Genomic DNA, 12,971 nt, shown 5'->3' on the forward strand with positions numbered 1-12,971 from the left:
TCTGGCCATGCGGTCAGAAAATAAGCCGACCGGCCAACGATCGTTCATCGAAGAGGCCAGGCGGACGCAGATCATCGCCTCGGCCATCGAGGTCCTGGCCGAGGCGGGGTGGGCGGGCGCGTCCCTGGCGAACATCGCCAAGCACGCCGGCATCAGCAAAGGCGTCATCTCCTACCACTTCGCCGGCAAGGACGAGCTGATGGAGGAGGTCGTCGAGCAGGTCTACGCGCAGATCGCCGAGTACGTGCTGGCGAAGATGGAGGGCGAGAAGTCCGCCACCGAGCTGCTGCGCACCCACGTCCTGGCGGTCGCCGAGCACATGCGCGGCAACCGCACCCGGCTGAAGGCCATCGGCGAGATCTTCCACAACCTGCGCGGCCCGGACGGCGGAGCCCGCTACGGCCCCCAGACCAACGAGGAGATCTACCAGGCCCTGGAGCTGGTCTACAAGCTCGGCCAGGACACGGGCGAGTTCCGCGCCTTCGACCGGCGCGTCATGGCGGTCACCCACTCCGCCGCCGTCGACGCCATGTTCACCTACTGGGTGGTCATCCCCGGCCACGACCTCGACGCCCACGCGCGCGAGCTGGCCGACCTCCTCGAAAGGGCCGTCAAGTGAAGACCGAGACCCGCACGAGGCTGGTGGCCGTCGACAACCTGCGCGTCGTGCTGACCGCGCTCGTCGTCGTCCACCACGTCGCCGTCACCTACGGCAACATCCCCGCCTGGTACGTCTTCGACAAGGCGCGGGACGGCACCGGCCTCGCCCTGGACCTCCTGGTCATGTTCAACCAGGCGTTCTTCATGGGGTTCTTCTTCCTCATCTCCGGCTTCTTCACCCCGCGCTCCTACGACCGCAAGGGCCCGGGACCGTTCATGCGCGACCGGCTGAAGCGGCTCGGCATCCCGCTGCTGGCCTACCTGCTGTTCCTGCGGCCCGTCGCGCTGGCCGGGGTCTACGACGGCTCCATGCCGTACTGGCACTTCTACATCGGCTCGTGGGACCCGGGACCGATGTGGTTCGTGGAGGTCCTGCTGGTCCTGACCGGCCTCTACGTGCTGTGGCGCCGCTCCGGGCGGCAGATCGAGGAACGGCGCGGCATGCTGACCTTCCGCGCGATCGCGCTGTTCGTGACCGGGCTGACGCTGGCCGTCTTCGCCTGGCGGTTCCTGGTGCCCGTGGGGCAGTACTGGCCGGTCGCCGGCCTGCCGACGCCCTCCTACCTGCCCCAGTACGCCTCCATGTACGTCCTGGGCCTGATCGCCCAGCGGCGCGGCTGGTTCGAGACGCTGCCCAGGTCGGCGGCTAAGTACGGGTTCATCGCCGCCGGTATCGCCTCGGCGGTGCTGCTGCCGGCCGGGATGTGGACCTCGGGCTGGGCCGCCCAGCTCGGCACGGCGGCGTGGGAGTCGGTGTTCGCGGTCTCGATGGTCATCGCGCTCAGCGTCTGGTTCCGCGAACGCTTCGACCGGCAGGGCCCGTTCGGCAGGTTTCTGGCCGACCAGGCGTTCACCGTCTACATCATCCACCCGCTCGTGCTCGTCGGCATCAGCACCCTGCTGTCCGGGCTGGCGGCGCCGGCCATCGCCAAGTTCGCGCTCGTGGCGGCGCTGGCGCTGCCGATCTGCTGGGGGCTGGGCTACCTGGTGCGCTCGATCCCCGGCGCCCGGCGGATTCTCTGAGCGGCGGGAACCCCGTGCGGCCGGGCGGTGTATCCGGGACATGAGACGCACGCTCCTCGCCGCGACCGCCCTGCTGCTGAGCGGCTGCGGCGCCGCCACCGGCGGCACCATACCCTCCACCGTGCGCGAGCCTCCCGGCCAGCGCGTCTGCGCGGGCGCCAACCAGCAGGACTTCGACGCCGGCCTCGACGACCGCGTCGTCGTCTCCGGCCCGGCCGCGCTGCTCGCCTTCGGCCTGGCCCCGCCCCCGAGCGCTCCGCCGTCCGGGGGCGGGCAGCCGGTGCGCGGCTTCAAGCTCGCCGTCCGCGCCGAGCCGGGCGCCGACTTCACCGTCACGACCCGCACGGCCGGCACCGCCCTGCTGTTCGACCGCGCGAAGTACCGCCGCGACAACGCCTACACCCTGTCCGACGGCACGCCCTCCTACCGCTTCACCGGCTGCGCGGACCAGCGCGCGCTGTGGGTGGGCAGCGTCCTGACCACCGGCCCGGCCAAGGTCGAGCTCTCCATCCGGTACGGCGCCGCCGACCACCCCGTCACGATCACCGCCTACGCCAGAAAGTGATGCCCGGCGCCCGCTCCCGCGCGTGACCCCGGGCGGCGATTGGGCAGTATGGGGTGTATGCGACTCCGCTCCCGCCTGCACCGCTGGGACAAACGCCTGTTCAAGGCCGTTGCCAACGCGCACCTGCCCGGCCTCGAAAGCGTCCTGCCTCCGCTGTCCAACGCGGCCAACAACGCCGTGCTGTGGGGCCTGATCTCGGGCGGGCTCGCCTTCACCGGCAGGCGCAGGCTGCGCAGGGCGGCCACCCGCGGCCTGCTGGCCATCAGCGTGGCCAGCCCGCTGGCCAACATCGCCGCCAAGCGGGCCTTCAACCGCAAGCGCCCGCTGGCCGACTTCCTGCCGCTGGCGCGGGTGCTGAGGACTCCGTCCTCGACCTCGTTCCCCTCGGGCCACTCGGCCACGGCCGCCGCCTTCGCCACCGCGGTCGCGCTGGAGGCGCCCCGCCGGATCAGCGTGCCCGTCGGCGTGGTGGCGGGGGCGGTCTGCTTCTCCCGCGTGTACACCGGCGTGCACTACCCGGGCGACGTACTGGCCGGGGCGGCCATCGGGGTGGCCGCCGGGCTGTTCACCCGGCGGCTGTGGCCGAACGTGGGCGAGGCCGTACCCGTGCTGAGGAAGACGCGCGCGAAGCGTGCGGAGCGTCAGCCGGAGTAGAAGCCGTCCAGCACCTTGCCGTGGTGCTCCTCCACGACCTTGCGCTTGATCTTGAGGCTGGGCGTCAGCTCCCCGGTCTCCACCGTGAAGTCCCCGGCCAGCACGGCGAACTTCTTCACCGTCTCGTAGCTGGCCAGGCTCGCGTTGACCTCGTCGATCGCCTTCTGGACCTCCGCGCGCATCCTCGGGTGCTCGCGCAGCGCCTCGGCGTCGGCGGGCAGGTTCTCGGCCTCGGCCCAGGGGCGCACCACGTCCATGTCGAGCGTGACCAGGGCGGTGCAGTAGTTGCGCCGGTCGCCGTGGACGAACACGTGCGACAGGTACGGGCAGGCGGCCTTGATCCGGCCCTCCAGGTAGGTGGGCGCGACGTACTTGCCGCCGGAGGTCTTGATGAGCTCCTTCTTGCGGTCGGTGATGCGCAGCCGGCCCTCGTCGTCGAGTTCGCCGATGTCGCCGGTGCGCAGCCAGCCGTCCTCCAGCGCCGCGGCGGTGTCCTCGGGCAGGCCGTGGTAGCCGCGCATGATGCCGCGCCCGCCGATGAGCACCTCGCCGTCCTCGGCGATCTTCACGGTGGTGCCGGGCAGGGGCGGGCCCACGGTGCCGAACTTGACGGTGGCGGGCCGGTTGAGGAAGCTGCCGGCCGACGACTCGGTCAGGCCGTAGCCCTCCAGGATGGTCAGGCCGGCGGCGTCGAAGAACTCGGCGATGTCCTGTGACAGCGGGGCCGCGCCGGAGATGAAGAAGCGGATGCGCCCGCCGAAGCGCTCACGCAGCTTGGCGAAGACGAGCCGGTCGGCCAGGCGGTACTCGAAGCCGGTGGTGACCGGGATGGACGCGCCGCGCTGGCGGGCCCGCACGACACGTACGCCGGTGGCCTTCGCCCAGGTGAAGATGCGCAGTTTGAGGCCGCCCTCGTTGCGCATGTTCGCGGCCACCGTGTTGTGGATCTTCTCGAAGATGCGCGGCGCGGCGGCCATGAAGGTGGGCCTGAGCACGCCCATGTTCTCGGCGATCTTGTCGAGCCGGCCGTCGAGTGCGGTGGGCACGCCGCAGTCGATCATCACGACCTCCAGCAGCTTGCCGAAGGAGTGGGACAGCGGCAGCCACAGGAAGTGCAGGTCGTCGGGGCCCAGCAGGCCGAGTTCGCGGACCGACGCGGCGGCGAACAGCCAGTTGTCGTGGGTCAGCTCCACGCCCTTGGGCCGCCCGGTGGTGCCGGAGGTGTAGATGAGCGTGGCCAGGTCGTCGGCGGAGATGGCCTCGACCATGGCGTCGTAGTCGCCCTCGCCGGCCACGTCGGCCAGGGGAACCACCCAGCCGTCGTCGGCGGCCGTGCCGTCGATGACCACGACGTGCCGGACGTCGGGCAGCTTCTCGCGCACCGAGCGCAGCTTGGCGACCTGGGCGTCGTCCTCGGCGATGACGAGCGTGCTGCCGGAGTCGGTGATCACGAACGCGGACTCGTCGGCGGTGTTGGACGGGTAGATCGTCGTGGTGGCCGCGCCGGTGGACAGCACGGCCAGGTCGGCCAGGATCCATTCCAGGCGGGTGGAGCACAGCAGCGCCACGCGCGCGCCCGGCTCCGAGCCCAGCCCGGCCAGGCCGAGCGCCAGTTCGCGCACCCGGTCGCCGGTTTCTCGCCACGACAGGGACGTCCAGCCGCTCTCGGACGGCGTGCGGTATGCCTCGGCGTCCGGGGTGGCGTTGACCCGGTCGCGCAACAAGGCGGGAATGCTGGACATGCCTGACCTCCTGAGGGGGGTGTTGGTGCCGACAATAGGACGAACACCCTCGGAGAGTCGATGGTGCCGGTCAGTCACATCCCACGCGTGTCGCGGCGATCGCGACATCCGCCCCGCCGCTCGCCCGCACCTCCCAGGCCCCGCAGTCACAGCGGAAGTACGCGACCAGGCCCTCGGACGTGCGATGGGAGGAGACGGCGGTCAGTTCGTGCAGGTGTGTGGAGCGCATGCCTCCAGCCTGATGTAATGAGCTTGTGCATTTCAACGCTTACGGAGGCAACGGGGCGGCCCTGTCCGCCGACCTGGTCAACACCGCCGACTACTCACCCGGCGCGCTGACGGCGATCCTGTCCGCGAACGCGATGCTGCGCGCCGAGCTCACCCCGGCCCAGGCGGAGGAACTGGAGCTCTGGGCGGGCCGGCTCGATCCCGTCTTCGGCGAGCGCGACCAGGAGACCCAGATCGCGCTGGTCAACGACCTGCTGAAGATGACCGCGGCGACGCCGTACGTCAGCGCGCACGACGGCAGGAAGCCGCACCTGCACTTCTTCGCCATCGACGCCGACATCATCAGCCGGGCCAAGGACACCACCGCCGGCGGGCTGGCCATGGCCATCTCCTTCTCCGACGGCCGCCGCCTGGGCCGCTGCGACCGCGAGGGCTGCCCGACCGTCTACGTCGACACCTCGCGCAACGGCCGCCGCCGCTTCTGCTCGCTCGCCTGCGCCAACCGGGTCAACGTGGCCAACCACCGGGCCCGCCGGGTCACTCCCTGACCAGGCGGTCCAGCCGCGGCGCGTAGGTGACGTGGAAGACCAGCGACGCCGCGCCGATCGCCGCCGCGTCCGCGGCGATGGGGGAGACCTCCACGCGTACGGCCTGCAGCCCGCGGGCCAGCACCCGGGTGGAGACCGCCCGCCCGATCACGTCCCGGTAGAGCCCGCCCAGCTCCCGCACCGCCGGCCCGCCCAGCACGAGCAGGTCGACGTCGAGCATGTTGACGACCGAGACGGCGGCGTCGGCCAGCCGGTCGGCCGCCTCGGCGGCCACCGACAGCGCGAGCGGGTCCCCGGCGGCCGCAGCGGCGCACACGGCCGCGTGGCTGAGCCGCCCGCGCGTCAGCACCGACTCGGCGCCCAGCGCCAGGCGTTCCCTGGCCGTGGCCACCATCGCGCTCGGGCAGCACAGCGCCTCCACGCAGCCGCGGTTGCCGCAGTAGCACTCGGGCCCGTCCGGCATCACGGTGACGTGGCCGAACTCGGCGGCGTTGAGGGTGCGGCCCCGGTAGACCTGCCCGTCCAGGAACAGCCCGCCGCCGATGCCGGTGCCCAGGTACAGGTAGGCGAAGCTGGGCACGGCGCGGGCCAGGCCCGCCCAGCGCTCGCCGATCGCCGCCGCCGTGGCGTCGTTGTCGACGGTGACGGGGTAGCCGACGTGGCGTTCCAGCAGGCTCCTGATCGGGACCCCGTCCCAGCCGGGCAGGCGCGGCGGGGTGACGATGACGCCGTCGGGGTCGAGCGGGCCGGGGGAGGCCAGGCCCACGCCGAGCACCTTGTGATCCGGTACGCCGGCCTCCTTCAGCAGGCGGCGGGCGGTACGGGCCAGCGTCCTGATCACCGGCTCCGGCCCGGCCCCGCGTACCGGGCGGTGGAGCTTGACCAGCGGGCGGCCGGCCAGGTCCGCGAGCACGTAGGAGACCTCGCCGGGGTCGAAGTGGATGCCGACCGCGTACCCGGCGGCCGGGTCGACGCGCAGGATCGTGCGGGGCTTGCCGCCGGCGCCGGGCGCCGAGCCGTCCTCGACGACCAGCCCGTCCTCCAGGAGTTTGCGGACGATGACGGAGACGGTCTGCGGCGTCAGCCCGGTGATGCCGGCGATCTGGACCCGGCTGATGCCGTCGGAGGCCTGGACGGCCTCCAGCACGACCGCCCGGTTGTAGGTGCCGACCTTGGGCAGGTTGGTGCCCATCTGCATGAGGTCAATCTCACACGAAGGCGTTGACTCTGTAAATCAATTTGATTTACGTTGCCGGTTAACCGGCGACATAGGGGAGTCCCCCGATGAAACGTGTCCTGATCGCCTCAATCCTCATCATCGGCGTGGCGGCCTGCGGCTCCGGAACGAAGGAGCCCGCCGCCGGCGGCGCCAAAGAGCTCGAAGTCCTCTACAAGGTCGAAACCACCTGGCCGTACCTGGAGAAGATGCTCCAGAACGCCAAGAAGCAGTACGAGGCCACGCACAAGGGCGTGACGATCAAGCTGACCCCGGTGCAGGGCAACAACGAGGCCTACTACACCAAGCTCGCGCTGCTCAACCGCTCCGCCGACTCCGCGCCCGACCTCTACTACCACGACACCTTCCAGGTCAACGCCGACGTCGCCGCGGGCAAGCTGGCCCCGCTCGACGAGTACCTCGGCTCCTGGCCGGACTGGGGCACGCAGTTCCCCGACTCGGTCAAGCAGGCGGCCAAGGGCGGCGACGGCAAGATCTACGGGGTCCCGATCAGCACCGACACCCGCGGGCTCTGGTACCACAAGGACGTGCTGGCCAAGGCCGGCATCGCCGTACCGTGGGAGCCCAAGACGTGGGCGGACGTGCTCACCGCGGCCCGCGCGATCAAGCAGAAGGCCCCCGGCGCCATCCCCTTCAGCATGTACTCCACCAAGATCCACGGTGAGGCCGCCACCATGCAGGGCTTCGAGATGCTCCTGTACGGCACGCCCGCCGGCACCCTCTACGACCAGACCCAGAAGAAGTGGATGGCCGCGGGCAAGGGCTTCACCGACTCCCTGGCCTTCATCAACACGATCTACCGCGAGAACCTCGGCCCCAAGCTGTCCGACGCCCACAACGCCAAGCTGAACGACAAGCACACGCTGGAGTGGTTCCCGCAGGGCAAGCTCGGCATCCTGCTCGACGGCGCCTGGACCCCCTCGGCCTGGAAGCCGACCGGCACCAAGCCGTGGCCGGAGTGGACACAGAAGATGGGCTGGACGCGGATGCCGACCCAGAACGGCCAGGCGCCCGGCGCGGTGAGCATGTCGGGCGGCTGGGTGATGGCGATGAGCTCCTACACCCCGCACAAGAAGGAGGCCTTCGACTTCATCACCACCGCCACCAACAAGGAGAACTCGATGCTCTACTCGGTCGGGACCGGCGACCTGGCCACGCGCAAGGACGTCGCCGCCGACCCCGCCTACAGCGCCGACAACCCGTCGGTGAAGTTCTTCACCGACCTGGCGGAGGTCACCCACTACCGCCCGGCCTTCGAGGAGTACCCGAAGGTCTCGGCCGAGGTGCAGGAGGCCATGGAGGCGGTCACCACCGGCGCGCGCGGCCCGGAGGAGGCGGCCAAGGCCTACTCCGACACCCTGCCCGGTGTCGTGGGCGGCCCTGACAAGGTCGTCGCGGGCGGATGACGGCCACCGCCCTTTCCCGGCCGGTGGCGCGGGGCCCGTCGGGCAGGCGGCGCGCCCTGCGCCGGCTGGCGCCGCTCGGGCCCGCGGTGGTCCTGCTGGTGCTCTTCCTGGCCGGCCCGATCCTGTGGAGCCTGTACGTCGCGTTCACCAACGAGACCCTGTCGGGCACGAACTCGGTCAGCCCGAGCTTCGTCGGCCCGGCCAACTTCGTGCGCATGTTCGGCGACGCCGACTTCGTCAACTCCTTCACGCTCACCTTCGCCTTCGTGCTCGGCTCCGCCGTCATCGGGCAGAACACGCTCGGCCTGATGATCGCGCTGCTGCAGCGCGGGCGCTCGCGGGCCACGCGCAGCGTCGTCAACGGCGTGGTGATCGCGGCGTGGGTCATGCCCGAGGTCGTCGCGGCGCTGTGCTGGTTCTCCTTCCTGGCCGAGGACGGCACGCTCAACACGCTGACCGGCATCGGCCAGGAATGGCTCTACACCGCGCCGATGGTCGCGGTGATCCTGGCCAACGTCTGGCGGGGGACCGCGTTCTCGATGCTGGTGTACTCGGCCGCGCTGTCGGAGGTGCCCGCCGAACTGGTCGAGGCGGCGGCCGTCGACGGCGCGGGCACCTGGCAGCGGCTGTGGCACATCACGCTGCCGCTGATCCGGCGCTCGATCATGGCCAACCTCATGCTGATCACCCTGCAGACGCTGGCCAGCTTCGGGCTGATCTACACCCTCACCGGCGGCGGACCGGGCAACGCCAGCCAGACCACGCCGCTCTACATGTACGACAAGGCCCTGCGCTACGGCGAGATCGCCTACGGCTCGGCCATGGCGCTGGTGATGCTGGTGATCGGGGCGCTGTTCTCGCTGGTGTACCTGCGGCTGATCAAGGTGGAGGACTGAGGGATGGGCCGACTCGCCGCCCGGATCGCGCTGCTGGTGGTGGCCGTGTCGTTCGCGGCGCCGTTCCTGTGGGTGGTCATCGCCTCCGTCCAGCCGGGCGCGGGCCTGTCGGCCCAGCCCACGGGGGAGTTCTCGCTCGGCAACTTCCAGGCGGTGCTCACCTGGGAGACCACGATCCTGCCGGTGATCAACTCCATCGTGATCTCGGCGGGGACCGCGCTGATCACCGTGCTGGTGGCGGCGCTGGCCGCCTACCCGCTCTCGCGCTACGAACTGCGCTACAAGCGCTCGTTCATGCTGACGTTGCTGTTCACGACCGGGCTGCCGCTGACGGCGATCATCGTGCCGGTCTACTCGATGTTCTACCGCTTCAACCTCTACGGGTCGGTGCCGGCGATGGTGCTGTTCCTGGCGGCCAGCGCGCTGCCGTTCGCGATCTGGCTGATGAAGAACTTCATGGACGGCGTACCGGTCGGCCTGGAGGAGGCGGCCTGGGTGGACGGGGCCGGCTGGGTGCAGTCGCTGGTGCGCGTGGTCGGCCCGCTGATGGCGCCGGGCATCGCCGTGGTCGGCATCTTCGTCTTCGTCGGCCAGTGGGGCAACTTCTTCGCCCCCTTCGTGCTGCTGGACGAGCCGGAGGAGGCGCCGGCGGCGGTCACCATCTACACCTTCTTCTCCCAGTACGGCCAGGTGGCCTACGGCGAGCTGGCGGCGTTCTCGATCATCTACACGGCCCCGGCGGTCGTGCTCTACGTGGCGGTCAACAAGTATCTGGCCGGCACCTTCAACCTCGGCGGCGCGGTCAAGGGCTGAAATGGAGCTTGCGGCGAAATCTTGGGTCACCTACACTTTTCCACGTCTTATCGCCGAGCCCAGGGGGCAGCTGACGTGAGGGTTTGAGGTCGCGGGCACCGCGCCGTTCCGCCCTGTCGTGGGCACGCGCGCAACCTGGACCTCTGGCGTTCCGCCACCTCACGTGGGCGTTTCGCGGTGTTTCCCGCAAAGTCACGAATGGTTGATCTTTGTGATGGGAGCCACCTCATGTCTTTTTCCGTGGTCATCGACCGCGTCTCCTACGGCTGGGCCGACGGAACGCTGGTGCTCGACCGGCTCGAGGCCGCCTTCCCCGCGGGGCGTACCGGGCTGATCGGCGCCAACGGGTCGGGCAAGTCCACGCTGCTCAAGATCCTGGCCGGGGAGCTTCAGCCCACCGGCGGCAGCGTGAGCCTGGCCGGCCGGGTCGGCTACCTCGCGCAGAACCTCACCCTGCGCCGGGAGTCCACCGTCGCCGGCCTGCTCGGCATCGCCGGGATCCGGGCGGCGCTGCACGCCATCGAGTCCGGCGACGTCGCCGTCGCGCACTTCGAGACCGTCGGCGACGACTGGGACGTCGAGGAACGGGCCCGCGCCGAACTCGACCGGCTCGGCCTGGACCACGTCGGCCTCGACCGGACCGTCGGCACGCTGTCCGGCGGCGAGGTCGTCATGGTCGGGCTGGCCGCGCAGTTCCTCAAGAACCCCGAGGTGCTGCTGCTCGACGAGCCCACCAACAACCTCGACCTCCAGGCGCGCGAACGGCTCTACGCCGCCGTCGCCTCCTGGCCGGGAGTGCTGGTGATGGTCAGCCACGACCGCGCCCTGCTGGCGCTCGCCGACCAGATCGCCGAGCTCCGCGAGGGCCGGGTCCGCGTCTTCGGCGGCAACCTGGACGACCACGAGCGCATGCTCGCGGCCGAGCAGGAGAGCGCCGAGCGGACCGTCCGCACCGCCGAGGCCGACGTGCGCAGGCAGAAGCGCGATCTCGCCGAGGCGCACATGAAGCTCGACCGCCGGGTCCGCTACGGCAACAAGATGAGCGCCCAGAAACGGGAGCCGAAGATCATCATGAACGCCCGCAAGCGGGAGGCCCAGGTCTCCGCCGGCAAGCACCGGATCATGCACACCGAGAAACTGGAGGGAGCCCTCGACCGGCTGACCGAGGCCGAGCAGGCCGTCCGCGAGGACCGCGAGATCCGCATCTCGCTGCCCGAGACCGCCGTGCCCTCCGGGCGGGTGGTCCTGGACCTGCCGCTGGAGCACGCCGGGCGGCGGGACGGCGGGGCCGTACTGGAGAAGCTGCTGGTGCAGGGGCCCGAGCGGATCGCGCTGACCGGCGCCAACGGCTCGGGCAAGACCACGCTGCTGCGGCGGATCGCCGGGCAGGGCGCCCTGGTGCCCTCCCGGTACCTGCCGCAGCGCCTCGACCTGCTGGACGAGGGCAGGAGCGTGCTCGACAACGTGCGTCTCCTGGCCCCGGACGCCGGGGTCACCGAGGTGCGCTCGCGGCTGGCCAGGTTCCTGTTCCGGGGCGAGCGGGTGCACCAGCCGGTGTCCACGCTGTCGGGTGGCGAGCGCTTCCGCGCGACGCTGGCTGCGCTGCTGTCGGCCGACCCGGCGCCGCAGCTGCTCCTGCTGGACGAGCCCACCAACAACCTCGACCTGGCCAGCGTGCGGCAGCTCACCGAGGCGTTGTCGGCCTACCGGGGCGCGCTGATCGTGGCCAGCCACGACCTGCCGTTCCTGCGGGAGCTGGGCATCACCCGCTGGCTGCGCCAGGACAGGGAGCATGGCCTGTCGGAATCGTGAATTGACGCAAGGGGATCAACCGGGCAATAGTGTGGCAGGTGGCTGTCCCCCGGTTGATGACCTGCGTGCTCGCCCTCGCGACCCTTACCGCCTGTACCTCAGGTGTCAGCGGACCGACCGGTGGTGAGCCCGTCGCCAGGGGCGTGGCCGGCGGCCCCGGCACCGCCAAGCCCAGCACCGGCACGGGAACCACCGCACCGCCCGCCACGGCGCTCACCCCGGAGAGCTACAAGAGCGAGCTGTCGGGCCGCAAGCAGGCCATGACCGACGCGATCGACTCCATGATGGGCGCGCGCACGGTCAAGACCCTGAACACGCGGGTGGAACGTGCCGAGGAGGCACTGCGCGGCGCCGCCGACGAGCTGTCGGCGGTGACGCCCCCGCAGGAGGTCAAGGCCCAGCACGACGCCTATGTCGGCAGCCTGCGCGAGTTCGCCGCCCAGCTCGGCTCGACCCTCGGCAAGGTCGGCAGCCGTGACGTGTGCACCCCGGGCGGCGTGCTCACCGATCTCAGCGCCGCGCTCAAGCAGCTCGACGAGACCGGCGCCGCGCTGCAGGCGGCCGGCGACTACCCGGCGGACGTCATCCAGGTCAAGGCCGCGGCCAAGCAGAGCCGGCGGCTGAGCACCGGCAAGTTCATCAAACGCGAGAACCTCAACGGCCGCAGCTCGCTGCAGATCGACAACGGCTCCACCCGCGACGCCGTCGTGACCGTGATGCGCGGCGGCACCAAGGCCTTCAGCATCTACGTCCGCAAGAAGGGCAAGTACAAGGTACGCGGCGTCCGCGACGGCAACTACAAGATCTACTTCACCCACGGCGTCGACTGGGACGGCAAGAACAGGGCCTTCACCCGTGACTGCAGCTTCGAGCGCTTCCAGAAGTCGGTGAAGTTCAAGACCACCTACACCGCCTCGCAGATCCTCTGGCACGACTGGCGGATCACCCTGCACGCGGTCTCCGGCGGCAACGCGCCGACCGACCCCGTGGACCCCGAGAGCTTCCCCAAGTAGGCCGAAGGGCCGCGCGGACGCCCGCGCGGCCCTCTCACGTCACGTCAGGACGAGACGTTCAGGACGAGACGTTCAGGACGAGAAAAGCATGCCGAGGAAGCTGTCCTTGCGGCGGTGACCGTGGTGGTAGCCGCCACCGTGGTGGCCGCCGTGCGACGGAGCGCCCCAGGCCGGGCCGCCGGGCGCGGGCGGCGGAGCGCTGCGGTACTGCGACTCCATCCTGGTGATCGTCTCGAGCTCGCCATAGTCCAGGAAGATCCCCCGGCAGTTGTCACACTGCTCGATGTGGACCCCGTTGCGCTCATATGTCCGCATGTTGCCGCGGCACTTGGGGCACTGCATCCGCTTGATCTCCTTGCCGTCAGGGGAAAACT

Annotated in this window: 14 protein-coding genes; 10 read left to right on the top strand and 4 right to left on the bottom strand. The window is 70.5% G+C overall.

Annotated elements, in window-relative coordinates:
* Positions 1–7 precede the first annotated feature (7 nt).
* From ACFWY5_RS36535 to ACFWY5_RS36550, 4 genes are read left to right on the top strand one after another with little or no spacing between them, the layout of a single operon-like run.
* On the top strand, positions 8–619 hold the full coding sequence (locus ACFWY5_RS36535; protein ID WP_379619796.1) for a TetR/AcrR family transcriptional regulator: 612 nt from the start codon (positions 8–10) through the stop codon (positions 617–619).
* Positions 616–1,683: an acyltransferase family protein gene (locus ACFWY5_RS36540; protein ID WP_379637449.1), complete on the top strand. Its 1,068-nt coding sequence runs from the start codon at positions 616–618 to the stop codon at positions 1,681–1,683. The genes ACFWY5_RS36535 and ACFWY5_RS36540 overlap by 4 nt, the downstream gene beginning before the upstream one ends.
* Positions 1,684–1,723: 40 nt before the next feature.
* Positions 1,724–2,248: a hypothetical protein gene (locus ACFWY5_RS36545; protein WP_379637451.1), complete on the top strand. Its 525-nt coding sequence runs from the start codon at positions 1,724–1,726 to the stop codon at positions 2,246–2,248.
* 57 nt (positions 2,249–2,305) lie between these two features.
* A complete protein-coding gene (locus ACFWY5_RS36550; protein ID WP_379637453.1) occupies positions 2,306–2,902 on the top strand; it encodes a phosphatase PAP2 family protein in 597 nt (198 codons plus the stop codon).
* On the opposite strand, the gene ACFWY5_RS36555 is transcribed toward ACFWY5_RS36550, so the two are convergent.
* Together ACFWY5_RS36555 and ACFWY5_RS36560 are read right to left on the bottom strand one after the other, a co-directional pair.
* Entirely contained in the window at positions 2,890–4,644 is a 1,755-nt protein-coding gene (locus tag ACFWY5_RS36555; RefSeq protein WP_379637455.1) for an AMP-dependent synthetase/ligase, read from the bottom strand. The two genes, ACFWY5_RS36550 and ACFWY5_RS36555, sit on opposite strands and share 13 nt — an antisense overlap.
* Positions 4,645–4,714: 70 nt before the next feature.
* Positions 4,715–4,873 (bottom strand): hypothetical protein, encoded by a 159-nt coding sequence (locus tag ACFWY5_RS36560; protein ID WP_379619786.1) that lies wholly within the window; start codon positions 4,871–4,873, stop codon positions 4,715–4,717.
* Positions 4,874–4,898: 25 nt separating this feature from the next.
* Between ACFWY5_RS36560 and ACFWY5_RS36565 the strand changes: the two genes are divergently transcribed.
* A complete protein-coding gene (locus tag ACFWY5_RS36565; protein WP_379637457.1) occupies positions 4,899–5,420 on the top strand; it encodes a CGNR zinc finger domain-containing protein in 522 nt (173 codons plus the stop codon).
* Here the strand turns inward: ACFWY5_RS36565 and ACFWY5_RS36570 are convergent.
* Complete coding sequence (locus tag ACFWY5_RS36570) at positions 5,410–6,618, bottom strand: ROK family transcriptional regulator (protein ID WP_379637459.1); 1,209 nt, start codon at positions 6,616–6,618, stop codon at positions 5,410–5,412. The genes ACFWY5_RS36565 and ACFWY5_RS36570 overlap by 11 nt on opposite strands.
* Before the next feature lie 86 nt (positions 6,619–6,704).
* Here ACFWY5_RS36570 and ACFWY5_RS36575 point away from each other — a divergent pair, with 86 nt between their 5' ends.
* The 5 genes from ACFWY5_RS36575 (at position 6,705) to ACFWY5_RS36595 (ending at position 12,597) form a co-directional block, all read left to right on the top strand.
* Positions 6,705–8,063 carry an extracellular solute-binding protein gene (locus ACFWY5_RS36575; protein ID WP_379637461.1) on the top strand — a complete coding sequence of 453 codons (1,359 nt, stop codon included), beginning with the start codon at positions 6,705–6,707 and terminating at the stop codon, positions 8,061–8,063.
* The gene (locus tag ACFWY5_RS36580) at positions 8,060–8,959 is read left to right on the top strand and encodes a carbohydrate ABC transporter permease (protein WP_379619779.1); all 900 of its coding nucleotides are present in this window, start codon (positions 8,060–8,062) and stop codon (positions 8,957–8,959) included. The genes ACFWY5_RS36575 and ACFWY5_RS36580 overlap by 4 nt, the downstream gene beginning before the upstream one ends.
* 3 nt (positions 8,960–8,962) lie before the next feature.
* Complete coding sequence (locus tag ACFWY5_RS36585; protein WP_379619778.1) at positions 8,963–9,772, top strand: carbohydrate ABC transporter permease; 810 nt, start codon at positions 8,963–8,965, stop codon at positions 9,770–9,772.
* Between the two features lie 228 nt (positions 9,773–10,000).
* Positions 10,001–11,584 carry an ABC-F family ATP-binding cassette domain-containing protein gene (locus tag ACFWY5_RS36590; protein WP_379637463.1) on the top strand — a complete coding sequence of 528 codons (1,584 nt, stop codon included), beginning with the start codon at positions 10,001–10,003 and terminating at the stop codon, positions 11,582–11,584.
* A 38-nt stretch (positions 11,585–11,622) separates the two neighbouring features.
* Positions 11,623–12,597, top strand: coding sequence for a hypothetical protein (locus ACFWY5_RS36595; RefSeq protein ID WP_379619775.1), 975 nt, complete (start codon positions 11,623–11,625; stop codon positions 12,595–12,597).
* Positions 12,598–12,669: 72 nt separating this feature from the next.
* Here the strand turns inward: ACFWY5_RS36595 and ACFWY5_RS36600 are convergent, their stop codons facing one another.
* Positions 12,670–12,939, bottom strand: a complete 270-nt coding sequence (locus ACFWY5_RS36600; protein ID WP_379619773.1) for a zf-TFIIB domain-containing protein — start codon at positions 12,937–12,939, stop codon at positions 12,670–12,672.
* Positions 12,940–12,971 lie beyond the last annotated feature (32 nt).

The organism is Nonomuraea sp. NPDC059007 (assembly GCF_042740555.1).
GTDB lineage: Bacteria > Actinomycetota > Actinomycetes > Streptosporangiales > Streptosporangiaceae > Nonomuraea.